The following is a 14,181-nucleotide window of genomic DNA, read 5'->3' as shown; positions in this document are numbered from 1 at the left end:
CTATGCAGGCTGACCGTTTATCGTGATTACTACTATACAGACCGGCTATGAAGAAGTTATGAAGAGGTGTTGAATAAGTTGTGAATTTTACAAATGAGTAAAAAAAAACCAGCCCGGCAATACCAGGCTGGTTCCACGACAGTCAAAGCAAATTATTTTTTAGCACTATTTCCCATTTTGCGCTGCATCATATAGCGTACTAAGTATGCCAGGAGTATGAATTGTACCAGTATCAACGGTATCAATGCAGTTCACCTCGCTTTTCTTTCCCAGTTGATTGGACGCCTGCTGCACTTGACTTAGCTGGCGGCGCTGCCGGCAGCAATACATGAAAAGCACTGCCAGCGCCCATGTCGCTTTCGACAGTTACCTGTCCGCCATGACTTTCAACCAGTTGCTTAACAATGGCCAGTCCGATCCCCGATCCACCGCTCTTGCGATCCCTGGACTTGTCCCCCCGGTAAAAGTGATCAAAAACATACGGCAAATCCTCGGGGGAAATCCCCTGGCCCTTATCTTCGATCGACACCTTCAGCCATTGCCCTGCCGGACTGTCATGCCCGGCGGTAGTCACCTGCACCCGCCCCTGGTGCGGCGAGTAGCGGATGGCATTGACCAAAATGTTATAAAAAACCTGGCTCATCCGGTCGGCGTCCACCACGGCCTCAGGCAAATTTTCGGCAAGTGTACAGCCTACCTGAATTTGTTTCTCATCGGTCAGCGGCCTGAGCATAAGCACTGTCCGGGTAATAAGCTGATTTATATCGGTCGGCATTTTCTCCATAGCCAGCTGGCGGACTTCGGCCAGCGACAGATCGCGCAAGTCTTTAATCAGGCGGTTTAGCCGCACCGCCTCTTCATGCAGTGAACTCAGCTGTTCTTTGCTGGGCTCAATAACACCATCCATCATGCCTTCCAAATGTCCCTGGATAACGGCCAGCGGCGTGCGTAATTCGTGGGCGATATTAACCAGCAGCTGCCGCCTCAGTTTGGTGTTGGTTTCCATGGTTTGCGACATCCGGTTGAAAATAACGGCCAGATGGCCGACCTCATCATTGGTTTCTACCGGTACGGTCTGTCCCAGATTTCCTTGCTCCAGTTGTTCGGCGGCATGGCTTAATTTGCGGATGGGCACGGTAATACTCCGCGCCAGGGCATAGCTGGCGGCCAGGCCTGCCGCCATAATTCCAATACCAACCCAAATCAGCGACTTATGAACCGAAGCCAGAAAAGTCATTTCCTGCGGTCCCATAATATGAGGCATAACCGGATAATCCATCGCCTGCCCCATTCCCTGTTTCATTTCCATATGCTGAACGACCAAATACTGCTGAAACAGATCAGCCATCTGCTCATCGGCCAGATAAATGAGCAAGAAAACAGTCACAGCAATCGACAGAAACATCAGTCCGGTAATCCGGTAGGTAATGCCGCTAATTCTATTCATCGCCGCCACCGGCAAATTTATAGCCAATCCCGTATACTGTTAAAATATACTGGGGTTCCTTGGGGCTTGGTTCCAGCTTGCGGCGTAAGTTTTTAATATGGGCGTCGATGGTTCTTTCATAGCCTTCAAAAGTATATCCCTGGGTCTGCTCCACCAGTTGCAGGCGGCTGAATACTTTGCCGGCATTGCCTGCCAGCAGTTCCAGCAATTTAAATTCAGTAGGCGTCAAATCCACTAACTGGCTGCCGATCGTTACCTGGTGACGTTCAAGATCGATAGTTAAACCGCCGGCCCTGATAGGCTCGTTTTGCACTACCGCTTTACGGGTACGGCGCAAAATGACCTTTGCCCTGGCCACAACTTCTTTGGGGCTAAACGGTTTTGTCACATAATCGTCAGCGCCAATTTCAAGGCCTACCAGCCGGTCGCTTTCCTCGTCCCTGGCGGTCAGCATAATGATCGGTAAATCATTATCGCGCCGGATTCGCCGGCATACATCCCAGCCATCAAGACCAGGCAGCATCAAATCCAATACCATTATATCCGGTTTTTTCTCGCGCACGGCCAGCAAGGCGTCCAAACCGTCGCCTGCAGTATAGGTGATAAACCCTTCTTTATCAAAGTAGGTTTTGAGCAATTGAACCAGTTTTATATCATCATCGACAATTAATACCGAATATTGGGCCATAACCAGCACTCCTTCCGACTATATTCCCGGTTAGTAAACACGTCTTCTGTAATAAATGTTTCCCGACGGGGTTTAGCATTATTAAGCTTCCGTTGTAGTGTGTGCGCACCAAAGCCAAAGATTTTCCTGGGTTTCCAGCTTCGCTGCCTGCTCCCTGGAGCTTTCTGGCTGCCTTTCCCCTTTAGTATACAGGATCATTGTGAAGAAGTATTGAAAAAACTATGAATAACTTGTGTACCTTGCCGGCAAACATCGAAACAGCAAAGCGGCCCTTCCGTCCGGAAGTGCCGCCTGCAAGCATTGCTATTGGTGTCCCATATGTTGCATATGTCCGCCGCCGCCATGCGGATTCCAACCCATGACGGTCGGATCAACCATGCCGAATACCATGGCTACGTGGGCCACAACCAGGAATACCGTCAAGAGGATAAAGTGAAGCTTCATCTTTTCATCTTCGGATTTACCTTTACCGATTACACCAAGCTCCAGTAAGGCGATGCTAAAGAGAGGAACAACCCCGCTGAGATAAGCGCCAACAGCCAGAATGTCGGCGGCGCCGCGCCACTCGATACCGGGAACGGTTGTGATCATCAGATTGAGGAAAATGCCTAAGAAATAGAAGCCGAGAACAATCCCGATCCACTTATTCCAGGTCCGCCAGGCTCCGGCATTGGCGCCGCGCAGAAATACCGTAAAAAATTCTGTTGCCACAAGCGCCTCGGCTAAAGCTACCGGAATAACCATATATATAATCAGGTTCCAGGGCTGATTGACAGCCAACAATTCCATATAATGCGTCATTGTCATATTACTAACACCATCCTTTACATTGGTTTTAAAATCATTATAGACGGCAAATGTGAAGAACCTGTGAAGAACTTGTGAATTTGTAATGTGTTTTTACCGTCTCCGCCTTTATTTTACTCCATGAAATGGTGGGCATTATGGTCCATGGGCATAGAATTCCGGGCACTGGCAGGCGCTTGTTCCCCAGTAGTTGTATCTTCTACGCTATTGATCAAATCCAGCAGCATTTGTTTGAACTCTGGATCGCCAGACAGCATTTGTTTCATCATGGTTTGCATTTGCGGCTGCTGCAGCATTTGTTTCATCATCTTTTGCATTTCCGGATTTTGCATCATCTCTGCACATTGTTTCTGCATTTCCGGCGAACTCATCATTTCCTGATTCATCTGTCCCTGCTGCATCATCATACTATGCCCGGCCACTGCCTGCTCTGTTTTGGCTGCTGCATTACCAACCGGGTTAAAGCCAAAGGCAACGCCTAAAACCGATGCCGTAATTAATCCGCCGGCAAGCCAGCCCGTTATTTTATTCTTCATAACGCATCACTCCTGTTTTCTTTAGTTTATCCATGCACCAAGTTTCTTTATCTAGGAATAACAACATTATAGAGCAGACAACTCAGTCATTGGATAGCCTTCTTAATTTCAACTTTAGAATAACAGGACTTTATGAAGAAGTTATGAAGAAGTGTTGAAGAACTTTAGATTTTTGCTGCCAATAGCCCTACCTGAACCTTTTTTACATTTCTATAGCATGGTTTGAATAGAAATTATTTTATATTTTTTATTTACAAATAATAATTATTCATATATAATTTAAGTAACAGCAAGATTTTCCTCAAAAGGAAGCCGGAAGGATGATTACTATGTACAATGTAAATAGCAACGTCTATGAAAGCAAAGCTAAAAACGAATCCCGTTTTGATAAAGACTTCATGCTGCTGGCCGGCGTAACCACTCTCGGGGATTTACTAATGGCGGCAATACTTTTAAAATAGCCGGAATGCAAAAAATATAGAAATACAGGTGATACATATGAATTATAAACAATTACAGCTAGATAATGATATAGAGCAAATAATGCAAGAGCTTCCGCAAATGATTTTCGCAATAACAGGTATCGATATAAACAGCATATTAAATGACTTCGAAGTTCCCGCCGACTAGGCGGGTTTACTTTTCCTGCCAGCAAGTATAATTTTCACCAAAGACGCGGCGCAAGCCGTGTTTTTCTTTGCTAAAATAACGAAAGCCGTATCCCGCAGGATACGGCTTTCGGTTAATCATTGGATGCTGCAGATCCGATAACAATACCAATCAGAAGAGCTGCAATTTCACGCATTTCATGCTTATGGCGGTCATCTTCGCGTCTTTGCCGCTCCCGCCAGTGCCGTTCGCTCTCGTGCGCCCGGCGCCGCATCTCTTTGTCGTGACGCTCCTGTTCCCGGCGCATCCGCTCGTCGTGCTCCCGCCGCCGCTCGTCATTGCGACGGTAATGACGGTCATGCCGGTCAAGCTGGACAATTCGTTGTGAACCATCATTATATAATGGTGCTGCCTCTGCTACAGCAGCGAAAGTACCAAACTGCATTATACCAACCAGGGAATAAACAATTGTATTTTTAATCAAACCGTTCATACGATCGCCCTCCTACATTTACTAACTTAAGGATAATATGGGATTGTGACAAAAGTATGACAGTGGAACCGGAAAATAAAGAAAACACGGCTTGCGCCGAGCCTTTGGTGAAAGCGAAAGCCGATGTTGCCCTTATCCAGGCGAAAGTTATACTTTCTATCAGGATAAAAGCAGCCGCTTACCAATTCACAGTAAGCGGCTAAGGAAATTATATGATTCTAGTTATTAGTCGGTATTCCGGTTAACTTTGTAACCGGATCACTCTTTTCCAGATATTCGTCAAGGCTGTATTTTCCCGGGCCGACAAAAAGCGCTCCCAGAAAACTGAACCCATCCTCCAGCGATTGCGATGCCTTCATTAGCCCTTTACCATCAGCCATCTGACTGATAAAGGCAACGCCTAAATTGAATACCAGCATCAGGCAGGCCAGACGATAGAACAAACCTAGCACAATCAGCAGTCCGCCAAAGAACTCGGCGAAACCGCTCATAAATCCCCAGAATGCCGGTGCAAAATCAATCCCGAAAGTGCCCATGGTCTTCCCTAAAGCAGTCCATTTCTCTATTCCGCCAAATATTTTCGGGAATCCATGCCACATAAACATGCCGCCAAGTCCCAGCCGGAAGATCAACAGTCCGACATTTTGATACGCCTTCATTGTCTGAGTAAAATCAAAATATAAATTTCTCATGTACTTAACCCCCTTAAAATATATTGTTAGCCTATTGGTCAATCACTGCTACGAATAAATCATTGCCATCATCCTTTTCAGGCTATATGTAAAATGTTTCCTTAAGATAAATATATTCTTTTTGATGTTCATTGTCAATCAATAATATTAATCATTTAAAAAATAATTAATATTATCGGTAGAGCACTAAAAGGAAAAACCGCTCATGCCGAGCGGTTCAGGATTATCATTATTATATTGCCGATTTCAGCTTCTCATCTGCAATGACTTCACATAATATCTCCAGTTCATCATACAAGAGGTTAATTACATGATCATTCAGCTTATCTTGATGATGTTGCAGCATTTTGTAAATAAGGTCAATACGGTCATATACTTCCGCTTGTATCATACCAATCATCCTCCTTTGGTTACATAGTAACAAGATTCGCTTGGAAATAATGTCGAAAAATGTTTGTTATCCAAAGAACTTTATCATTGATAGTTGTACGCTATTAGTGCTGAAAAAAAGTATCCTAGAATGCTTTCATCTAATTATATCTGTCCATGCAGTTATCCAGCACATCACTTCTGCCGGCTGTTAGCTACTTATATAGTATCACTGAAAAAAATATCCCAGCAAGTAAGCGCTGGGTTCAAAAGAGTTTATAATAGGAGAGATCTATATAAACAGAAAGGCGATACCCTTTCTGAAGCATTCCGTTGTTGATGTTTTTATTGTAACTACCTATTTTTATAATTTCTTTAGAAAAGCTTGGTAATTTTAAAATAAAATACCATCGGGATCATCACTACAGCTGAATAATGCAATTTAAAAAACGCCGTCCAAATCTGGACGGCACATGCTATTTTAATACCACAGTAACCACGGTATCTTCCTTGGCATTAAAAATATCAACAGCCGTATTATTAGCAGCAATCGCATATCGACCTTCTGCAGCGGGCTTACCGTCAACCAAGATAATCAACACATTGTCAAAAGTCCAGCCGCACCCGTCTGGCAGCGCATACACACCGGATTTATTGGTGCGGATAAGTTTAATTATTTTAGCCATATCATACCTCCTTCTCTGGTTACTTTATTATATGCAGTTCAGGATATCCGCGTTATACCGTTTACATAAAATTTTTATTGAATAAAAAAAATAGCCGTCCCGCCGGACGGCTAACCAGTTATAATTACTTTCCCTCTCTTACCATTTTTAAGTACAGCCTGCGCTAAAAGGGAGATAATTTCTGACGGCATTTTTCTTATATTATGGAACAGGAAAAACTGTAGCAGCATTCGGTACTCAGCATATTACCTTCTCTGTTCCCAGCTGAACTCCATTATAATGGTTAATTCACCATCTTCAGGCTTTATACTAAAATAAGAGCAATAGGAAAGTACCTTTCGCAACAGCCGGAACTGTTTAGGAGAATCCCCTGCTATTTCCGGAACCCGAACAGTTACAAGCGCCTTATTGTTGAAGTTTTCTACAACACTTACATTATTTGAAATCAGCTTAATAGCAGACAAAATACGGATAAAAGTGCCCCTTCTCATAGACAGCCCTCCTTTAGTTACTTTATGTTAAGTATATCATATTTTCTTTAGAGTTGTATAAAAACGGTGTATGTTATCGACCAAAATCCATCCAGCAAAATAATCCAGCCGGCGACCGCCAAACGACGTTTATACAGATAATAAATCCGCCCCGTCCCGCAGAACAGAGCGGCTCGCAGCTATTTCTTTTTTTTCTCTTCATCCACCCATTTGATAACTGCTTCATAAATGCAATCATGCAGATATTGCTCGCTAATTTTCTTTTGGCTGTATGTCCATTTCATACGTTTGTCATCAGTCATTTTTAAGGTTCCTGCTGCATCATATAAACTGTTTTCCACCAGGGTAATCGTTTTCTGGCTACGGTCTATCTTATAAGTTTTTAGATTGTACGGGTGCCCTGCCTGATCCTGAACTTTTACTTTGGCAACGATATTTGAACTACTCTCTGCCTTAACTGAAATAATAGAATTATAAGCGCCAACCTCTACCGGCTCATGAGCAAAAACAGGGAAAACTCCCAATAAAACCGCTAACAAGAGCCCCAGTAAAACTTTCCGCATAGTTCATATCCCCTCCCAAATAATGTTATTACCAATATTCGCTAAGTTATAACCATATCCTGCAAATAAAAAAGCAAGAAGGCCTGACGAACTGAGTCGTCAGGCTTCTCTGGACAATAACTTCTACTTGGATGGCGGCCCGGAGAAATCGGTAAGTTACGGAATTCCCGTCCACCAAGAAGGATTAATTTATTGAGTTTAACCAGTTATTTAAAATTACGCCGCACAATTTTTCAAGTTCATCGTACAACAATTCAGTAGCCTGCTCATCTAAGGTGTCTTTATTGTGCTGCAGTATCGTAAGGATATGCTCAATGCGCTCATACACTTCTACTGGAACCACACAAACCACCTTCGTCATGTTATTATCTTTATTTGCTAAAACATTTCACATTTTGTCCTCAAAAACGAGTGCAAATAAACCGCACCGGAGGGTGCGGCAAAAGTTTTTAATTTGTTATTTCAGGTTCGTCACTTACTTCGTTCAAATCTCTAATGATATTGGGTAAGTCAGTCAATAGCTCGCGTAGTTCTTCTTCAGTCAAGTTGCACTCTATTTTGTCAGATGTATTCTCCATTGTAAACACCGCCCTTATAGCATCATTAGGGACTTTTTCGTCCTAATTTCTCTTTTTTTAATTCTACCCTTTAAATGTTACAATATTGTTACAGATTTTTAAAATAAACAACAACATTATCTCAATTCAACTAATTACTTTTTTGTAAATTATTATTTTATCTGCAGGAACTGCTTATAAAGCAGACTTAGCTCAGATGCGGTTTTAACCCCATTTTAAGGCTAGCCGCCGGCTAAAAACACAGGGGACAGGGGTGCGTAAAATTCATATTTTATCTTCTTCTTTTTCTGCTGTTGCTTTAGGGTCAGCTTGCTTTATGACACCGGTATTGATCAGCTTCTGGACAATATCCTGCTGGATAGACAATGATTGGATAAACCCCTCCAGAGGCATAATCAGGCGTTGATTTATTTCTACTACCGGCTGTCCGTTATCACTTTTTAGCTGGGGCTGAACGGTCAAAAAATCAATTCGTACCAAATTACCGGTAACGTGAATAGCACTGATTCCATCGGCAAAGATTTCCTTATTCATGTAAAAAATCCTCCTCACAATTTGTTACGAACGAACCAAGAGGGCCGATACTTACCATTCTCGGCCCTCTTAATTTTATTTAATGCAGATATACAGCTTCTACAGATTGTACGGTGGCGCCCAAGTTTTGCTGCGCTGTCAGGATGCCGGTAGCCACTACCAGTTTGCTACTGTCGCCAGCCTGCATCAAAACCATGGCTGCATCATTCGCCGGATGAATGCTAAGCGCGCCGTTGTCATACAGAACCCGGAATTTGGCTTCAGCGCCGCCGGTCGCCTGTAAGCTAAAGGTAGTTGCCATTGCCCCCTCCAGCGGTTCCGGAGGCACAGTCACTCCATTAGTTGCCGTCGGTGCCAGCGTCAAGCCGCCGTTACCACCGGTCGCTGTATAATATCCCGCAGGCTGCGCGCCTTCACCCGTTTTGACGGTCAGTACAGTCAGATTAGAGGTGCTTCCCGCTGTTGGACCGACTGAATTAGCGCCCGTAAGCGTTACTGTCAGCGCTTGACCGGATACCAGCACACTATAGCCGCTCGCTTGGCCGCCCGCCGTGGTTATCTGAACGGCTGCCGGCAAAGGTTGCACGTTCGCCGGCGGTTGTGTTGCCGGGCTTGTTGGGACAATACCGCTCAAATTTACACCAGATTGGACAATTTCCACGGGGATGAAAGAGTTGTTTGTTCCCAAAGCTGTCATTCCCGGCTGATTAGGCTGAATGTTCGACTTATTCTCAGCGTGCTTGACTGCAGTTTCGACTTTTTCATTAGTCTTAGCCGTTAATATACTGGCCGTCGCACTGACAGGTTGATCTAGCAGCGTATAGTTGCCAGCATCGGTTCCATTAATTGCCAGCCCGCTAATACTTACCGTTTTATCGGTTCCCTGGGCGGCATCTGCAAACACGGCGTTGCCGCTCACCGTCAGGAGGTCTCCCGACACACGGTTGTCATTATAGATTACCGGAGCTGTCAGAGTACCGTCATACACCTTACTGCCGCCCACAGCCGTCACTGTCAGCACCTTGGGCGTCACTGTCAATTCATTGACCGATGCCGTATTATCTTGGAATATATATCCCAGTGAGCTGGTCAAGCCGCCTGTATAAGTCACTTCATGGCTGCCTGCTGTATAGTTCCCGCTGCTGGATAATGGACCGCCGATGTTGAAGGCAGCCGTGCCGCTGATGCCAGCCGTCGTTGCGGTATCCCCGTCAATCAGACCCGTATAGCCGGGGGTAAAGCTGCCCGGCGACGCGCTGTAAGTGACGCTCTGGCTTCCTGGCGTTACGCTGATGACGGGAGCGATGCTGTAGAAGAACCAGTTGCCGCTGGCGGCATAGCTCGGCGTAATTTCGGCGGTATAGACTTGGTTGTAGTGTTTGTTGTAACCGGTCATACCTTCGACTGTATCGGTTGGATTCGCCGAATATACCAAATAACGGCCTTCATTCGCCACTAGTCCGGTATTACTGGTTGTATTATTGACAAACTTCTCACCTGCCGCCAGTAGAATGTCGCCGCCCGTACTATTAAGGCTGCTGCCGATGGTAATATCTTTATCGGCAATCAAGGTGATGTCGCCGCCGCTCACAATTCCCATCCCATTATTGCCAACATCACCTTCCGGAATACTGATGGATTTACCCTGCAACTTCACACTACCGGAGACACTAAAATTTTCATAGGCTGTATTCACAAGAATATCGCCCTTGTCATAATAGTTAACGTTTACTGTACTTGTATTATTATCATTGTTGTAGGAATATGTGGTTATTTTTTCTACATGGTTATTGGCATTGGTTAATTCAAAGTTACCGGCCCCTAGATACAGATCCAGCGCTTGGATTGGCTGGGATTGCGTAATTGTTCCTGTTGATTCTAGCCCCAGCGCTCTCTTGCCATAGGCTGCCTCAGGAACTCCATGAGCTGTCAGGCCAATGGTGGCGCCAACCTGACCAATTTCGAAATCTTGGTCAACTTTGATGACTGCAGAACCAACATCTCCAGCCAAAGTGTTTATCCGGATATATCCCCCTAGTCCGCTATCATACAGCCAGAATTGCGTGGATGGGCCGATCAGTTCTAGTCCGTTGGCGATAATGAACCCATTTGCGGAGTCCATGTTCACTGTCGAGCCGTCAACTTTCAGTGTAAGGTTACCGGTACCGGCATCGATACCGCTGTACGAAGTGCTGTTGGCTGTAATAGGGTAGATGTAAAGTCCTGTTGGATTGGTATTGTATAAATAAATGTCATGATTATCTGAATTTGCGGCATAATAGCCAATTGAATTTGCATTGGCAAGTGTAATTGCGCCATGCGAATTTGTTATTAGTGAGTCAGCGATAATTTTCCCATTTCCGCTTTCCTCAATAGCCCCGCCAGCGTCAAGTTTTACGAGTGAGGTCGAAGTAATCGAATCTAATATAGAAATATCGCCGCTTGATACTAATGACAGTGCACTAGTCAAAGACAACGGTGAGTCCACGTAAAGTACGGTAGTCCCACTGGCGGTTGAATCTGCACTGATACTTGCTGAAGTCTGGCTTTTCCCGGCCAAAGCACCGGCATAGTAAGTCGATATACCGCTGCCACTGTTGCCAACATGACTATACACGGCACTTGTGCTATGAGATGAGTTGGAAACGGTCCCCTGATTGTTGCCGACCAGACCGCCGACATAACTGGCGAGTGCCCCTCCTGTACTGTTTGTCACACCGGTATCATCGCTTGTAACCGTGCCACTGGAGGAAGATTCGGAAATAGTCCCGGTATTATAACCTACAAAGCCGCCAATCGCCAAACCCTCCGCGCTACTGGCAACACTAACGCTTCCGGTACGGGTCACCGAACTGTCGCTGTAACTATTCGTAATACTGCCACTATTTTTTCCGGCCAATCCGCCAATACGGTTAGAGCCGGTTACATCTCCTTCACTGTGACTCGTGTCTATACTACCATCGGCATTAGTCCCCGCCAGACCACCAACGCTATAGTAACCAGTAACATTGCCGATGCTGTAACTTCCCGAGATGGAAGCATTTGTATTATTATAGCCCACTAAGCCACCGACCCAGCCTGTACCTTGAACATTGCCCGTGCTGTAACTGTTGGTAATTGTACCGGTATGTGTTTCATCCGTATTATTGGTACCAACTAAGCCGCCTATATCATTACTGGCGTTGTCATCATATACATTGCTTATTTTGGTGGCTGTAACCGCTCCGGTACTGTGACTGTCGCTAATCGCGCCATAATTCACTCCTACAAGTCCGCCAACATCATTGGAGGTGGCATTGACTGCACTTTCGCTGTAGCTGTTGTTAATAGCAGCAAAGTTTACCCCTACCAAACCGCCAACTGTGCTGCTGCCGTTCACTGTACCGGTAGCGTAACTATTGCTGATAGTCCCGCCATTCCAGGCAGCGCCAACCAGTCCGCCAGCAACATAGTTACTTTGATAACCAAGAACGGCTGTGCCATACAAGCTGGTTACAGTGCTTTCGCTATAACTGTTGCTGATAGTACCGGCATGGCTGCTACCAGCTAAACCACCGACTATGTTTTTATTACCTACCCCGGTTGACTTAACGGTACCGCTGCTGTGACTGTAGCTTATAGTGCCGCTATCATTACTCCCGACCAGGCCACCGACATTTATACTGCCATTCACATCACCGCTAAAATAGCTATTAGTAATCGTACCTGTGTTGTAACCGACCAAACCGCCCGTATATTCGTTAGTATTGGTTATATTGCCGCCAGTCACACCAACATCCCGGATAATGCCTGTTGAATAACCAAATAATCCAGTATAATTTGCTGTCCCTTGAATAGCCAGGTTGCTGACAGTATGGCCCAAACCTGCAAAAGTACCGGAAAAAGCAGTGGAAGAACCGGTTCCAACCAGGGCGGATGTATAAGTAGTGCCGCTGGCATCAAGGTCTTGCGCCAATGCATAGTTCCTGTTAAGGCCGGCCGTATCAATAGCATCAAGCTCAGCCATAGAGTGGATTAGAGAGTATGTTTGCAGTGCACCAGACTCTCCGATGCTCAGGGACGCACTGCTCCCTGCCAGGGTAATGGCGTTGCCGTTCAGGAAATAATTTCTGCCTATACCATACTCAAGAACCAGTCCTGCGCTAGTGCCGGTTGCCGTTAAACCAGCATTAAACGCAATATTGCCTGCTGCCGACAATGTCAGTACGGAATCTGACGACCAGTTTACTGGCGCGGCAACAGTAATGTTGCCATCCTGGGTGCCGCCGCTGCCTGTCGAAACCGTAACATTAGCTGAGTTTAGCAATCCGGTTAAAGTGCTGGCATTAAGCACACTGTCATTACCTGTTGCACTTGTGCCTGTTAAATTGCTATTTGTACTATTAGAGATGGTTAGATTATATGGGTCAAGCAGTAAGTTACCCGTCCTGCCGTTCTCCGCCCGGAGATCGACCGTACCATTGAAAGCAAGAATCCTTTTGCCGGATACCTCGGTTTGACCACCATTACCGCTATTAGCACCTCCCCGGGCAGTTATGGCACCGTCATACTTGGTAGTATCATTTGCCCATACAACCACCTGTCCTCCGTCACCACTGCTAATGGCATCAGCCGTAATAGTTGCGCCAGCTTCCACCGTTGTAGCCGAAGCCGATTTTTCACTGATTCCCCCCTGGTAAGCACCGCCGATCAGGGCTATACCTCCACCCTGGTCGCCTGACACGTCGACTTCGGCTGTCGAGGTGAGCAATATTATATCTCCCAGCACTTTGACCGTACCGCCGGTCAATCCACTGGTTTTACCGGAAGCGTCTACAGTACCGCTGACATTTACAACACCGTTATTGCCGCCATCCAGCACAATCTTGCCGTTTCTTTCGCTCAGCCCCTGTGCCCGAATGATGCCGCTATTATTGACTACCGTACCTGTCAGATCACCGGCGGCTTTGGCCGTCATGACCACCAATCCCCCGTTGGCCTGGATCAGGTTGCTGTTGCTGGCCTGTGCATTGAGCGATCCCTGATCAACATTCAGGTTGATTAAACCGTCGCCGCTAAAGTCAAGCGTAGTGGCATTACCAGCCGCAAGAGCCACGGAACCTTTATTAGCGATAATGACACCTTCATTAGCTACTTGCCTGCCTAATAAAGCCACATAACCGCTATCTGCAGCTTGAATGGTTCCCTGGTTAACAACTGCGCCGTTTCCTCCGTCAGTAAACGTATATTTACCCGTCAGAAAGTCGCTGTCGGTAAGATTCTGAGTGGATGCCACCAGGCTGCCGACATTGACCTGCGAACCGCGAGCAAACAGAATTCCGTTGGGGTTAATTAAAAAGACTTTGCCATTAGCGTTAAGGGTGCCGTAGATGGCCGACCCGCTGTTGCCGATGACCCGGTTTAAGGCTACTGAACTGGCTCCGGGCTGCAGGAAGTTGACCATTTCGCCTTTAGCTATGTTAAAGCTTTGCCAGTTGATAGCCAATTTGTCAGTTGTCTGAATTATGTTGGTTGTCGTTCCACTGCTGTCAATGAAGGCGCTACCACTGATTACCGTACCGCCGCTGGGATTTGCCAAACCGGTCGAATAGCTGCTGAAAAACAAAGTTGTTGCCAGTGTGGCCGGTACAATAATTTTATTGACTGCCCGTCGCCACTGCCGTTTCCATTTACGTTGCATATTGCTTC

At 45.9% G+C, this 14,181-nt stretch carries 16 protein-coding genes; 3 read left to right on the top strand and 13 right to left on the bottom strand.

Annotation, left to right across the window (positions count from 1 at the left end):
* Positions 1-241: 241 nt before the first annotated feature.
* From SATMO3_RS06430 to SATMO3_RS06415, 4 genes are all read right to left on the bottom strand, one after another.
* A complete protein-coding gene (locus SATMO3_RS06430; protein WP_371379113.1) occupies positions 242-1,447 on the bottom strand; it encodes a sensor histidine kinase in 1,206 nt (401 codons plus the stop codon).
* Positions 1,440-2,135, bottom strand: a complete 696-nt coding sequence (locus SATMO3_RS06425; RefSeq protein ID WP_371379111.1) for a response regulator — start codon at positions 2,133-2,135, stop codon at positions 1,440-1,442. Before SATMO3_RS06425 ends, SATMO3_RS06430 begins: the two co-directional genes overlap by 8 nt.
* Before the next feature lie 303 nt (positions 2,136-2,438).
* A complete protein-coding gene (locus SATMO3_RS06420) occupies positions 2,439-2,942 on the bottom strand; it encodes a DUF6803 family protein (protein ID WP_371379108.1) in 504 nt (167 codons plus the stop codon).
* 113 nt (positions 2,943-3,055) lie between these two features.
* Complete coding sequence (locus SATMO3_RS06415; RefSeq protein ID WP_371379105.1) at positions 3,056-3,478, bottom strand: hypothetical protein; 423 nt, start codon at positions 3,476-3,478, stop codon at positions 3,056-3,058.
* A gap of 329 nt (positions 3,479-3,807) precedes the next feature.
* Here SATMO3_RS06415 and SATMO3_RS06410 point away from each other — a divergent pair, with 329 nt between their 5' ends.
* Positions 3,808-3,939 carry a hypothetical protein gene (locus tag SATMO3_RS06410; RefSeq protein ID WP_371379102.1) on the top strand — a complete coding sequence of 44 codons (132 nt, stop codon included), beginning with the start codon at positions 3,808-3,810 and terminating at the stop codon, positions 3,937-3,939.
* Between the two features lie 37 nt (positions 3,940-3,976).
* Positions 3,977-4,108 (top strand): hypothetical protein, encoded by a 132-nt coding sequence (locus SATMO3_RS06405; RefSeq protein WP_371379099.1) that lies wholly within the window; start codon positions 3,977-3,979, stop codon positions 4,106-4,108.
* Positions 4,109-4,220: 112 nt separating this feature from the next.
* Here the strand turns inward: SATMO3_RS06405 and SATMO3_RS06400 are convergent, their stop codons facing one another.
* Positions 4,221-4,580 carry a hypothetical protein gene (locus tag SATMO3_RS06400; protein WP_371379095.1) on the bottom strand — a complete coding sequence of 120 codons (360 nt, stop codon included), beginning with the start codon at positions 4,578-4,580 and terminating at the stop codon, positions 4,221-4,223.
* Between the two features lie 56 nt (positions 4,581-4,636).
* Between SATMO3_RS06400 and SATMO3_RS06395 the strand changes: the two genes are divergently transcribed.
* Entirely contained in the window at positions 4,637-4,783 is a 147-nt protein-coding gene (locus SATMO3_RS06395; RefSeq protein ID WP_371379093.1) for a hypothetical protein, read from the top strand.
* Between the two features lie 15 nt (positions 4,784-4,798).
* Here SATMO3_RS06395 and SATMO3_RS06390 read toward each other — a convergent pair whose 3' ends face one another.
* The 8 genes from SATMO3_RS06390 to SATMO3_RS06355 form a co-directional block, all read right to left on the bottom strand.
* The gene (locus SATMO3_RS06390; RefSeq protein WP_371379090.1) at positions 4,799-5,272 is read right to left on the bottom strand and encodes a DoxX family protein; all 474 of its coding nucleotides are present in this window, start codon (positions 5,270-5,272) and stop codon (positions 4,799-4,801) included.
* A gap of 232 nt (positions 5,273-5,504) precedes the next feature.
* Positions 5,505-5,663, bottom strand: a complete 159-nt coding sequence (locus tag SATMO3_RS06385; protein WP_371379088.1) for a hypothetical protein — start codon at positions 5,661-5,663, stop codon at positions 5,505-5,507.
* 454 nt (positions 5,664-6,117) lie between these two features.
* A complete protein-coding gene (locus tag SATMO3_RS06380; RefSeq protein WP_371379086.1) occupies positions 6,118-6,327 on the bottom strand; it encodes a hypothetical protein in 210 nt (69 codons plus the stop codon).
* Positions 6,328-6,572: 245 nt separating this feature from the next.
* Positions 6,573-6,818 carry a hypothetical protein gene (locus tag SATMO3_RS06375; protein ID WP_371379084.1) on the bottom strand — a complete coding sequence of 82 codons (246 nt, stop codon included), beginning with the start codon at positions 6,816-6,818 and terminating at the stop codon, positions 6,573-6,575.
* A gap of 179 nt (positions 6,819-6,997) precedes the next feature.
* Entirely contained in the window at positions 6,998-7,381 is a 384-nt protein-coding gene (locus SATMO3_RS06370) for a hypothetical protein (protein WP_371379082.1), read from the bottom strand.
* Positions 7,382-7,565: 184 nt separating this feature from the next.
* Positions 7,566-7,724 (bottom strand): hypothetical protein, encoded by a 159-nt coding sequence (locus SATMO3_RS06365; protein WP_371379080.1) that lies wholly within the window; start codon positions 7,722-7,724, stop codon positions 7,566-7,568.
* Positions 7,725-8,223: 499 nt separating this feature from the next.
* Complete coding sequence (locus SATMO3_RS06360) at positions 8,224-8,493, bottom strand: hypothetical protein (protein WP_371379078.1); 270 nt, start codon at positions 8,491-8,493, stop codon at positions 8,224-8,226.
* Positions 8,494-8,572: 79 nt separating this feature from the next.
* A complete protein-coding gene (locus SATMO3_RS06355; protein ID WP_371379075.1) occupies positions 8,573-14,173 on the bottom strand; it encodes a beta strand repeat-containing protein in 5,601 nt (1,866 codons plus the stop codon).
* Between the last annotated feature and the right edge of the window lie 8 nt (positions 14,174-14,181).

Source organism: Sporomusa aerivorans (assembly GCF_041428895.1).
GTDB classification, from domain to species: Bacteria; Bacillota; Negativicutes; order Sporomusales; family Sporomusaceae; genus Sporomusa; species Sporomusa aerivorans.
This window is presented reverse-complemented; position numbering and strand designations above follow the sequence as displayed.

Excerpts from the sequence above, each read along its gene's own strand:
- SATMO3_RS06430 (WP_371379113.1), bottom strand. The coding sequence starts at position 1,447 with ATGAATAGAATTAGCGGCATTACCTACCGGATTACCGGACTGATGTTT.
- SATMO3_RS06425 (WP_371379111.1), bottom strand. The coding sequence starts at position 2,135 with ATGGCCCAATATTCGGTATTAATTGTCGATGATGATATAAAACTGGTT.
- SATMO3_RS06420 (WP_371379108.1), bottom strand. The coding sequence starts at position 2,942 with ATGACAATGACGCATTATATGGAATTGTTGGCTGTCAATCAGCCCTGG.
- SATMO3_RS06415 (WP_371379105.1), bottom strand. The coding sequence starts at position 3,478 with ATGAAGAATAAAATAACGGGCTGGCTTGCCGGCGGATTAATTACGGCA.
- SATMO3_RS06410 (WP_371379102.1), top strand. The coding sequence starts at position 3,808 with ATGTACAATGTAAATAGCAACGTCTATGAAAGCAAAGCTAAAAACGAA.
- SATMO3_RS06405 (WP_371379099.1), top strand. The coding sequence starts at position 3,977 with ATGAATTATAAACAATTACAGCTAGATAATGATATAGAGCAAATAATG.
- SATMO3_RS06400 (WP_371379095.1), bottom strand. The coding sequence starts at position 4,580 with ATGAACGGTTTGATTAAAAATACAATTGTTTATTCCCTGGTTGGTATA.
- SATMO3_RS06395 (WP_371379093.1), top strand. The coding sequence starts at position 4,637 with ATGACAGTGGAACCGGAAAATAAAGAAAACACGGCTTGCGCCGAGCCT.
- SATMO3_RS06390 (WP_371379090.1), bottom strand. The coding sequence starts at position 5,272 with ATGAGAAATTTATATTTTGATTTTACTCAGACAATGAAGGCGTATCAA.
- SATMO3_RS06385 (WP_371379088.1), bottom strand. The coding sequence starts at position 5,663 with ATGATACAAGCGGAAGTATATGACCGTATTGACCTTATTTACAAAATG.
- SATMO3_RS06380 (WP_371379086.1), bottom strand. The coding sequence starts at position 6,327 with ATGGCTAAAATAATTAAACTTATCCGCACCAATAAATCCGGTGTGTAT.
- SATMO3_RS06375 (WP_371379084.1), bottom strand. The coding sequence starts at position 6,818 with ATGAGAAGGGGCACTTTTATCCGTATTTTGTCTGCTATTAAGCTGATT.
- SATMO3_RS06370 (WP_371379082.1), bottom strand. The coding sequence starts at position 7,381 with ATGCGGAAAGTTTTACTGGGGCTCTTGTTAGCGGTTTTATTGGGAGTT.
- SATMO3_RS06360 (WP_371379078.1), bottom strand. The coding sequence starts at position 8,493 with ATGAATAAGGAAATCTTTGCCGATGGAATCAGTGCTATTCACGTTACC.
- SATMO3_RS06355 (WP_371379075.1), bottom strand. The coding sequence starts at position 14,173 with ATGCAACGTAAATGGAAACGGCAGTGGCGACGGGCAGTCAATAAAATT.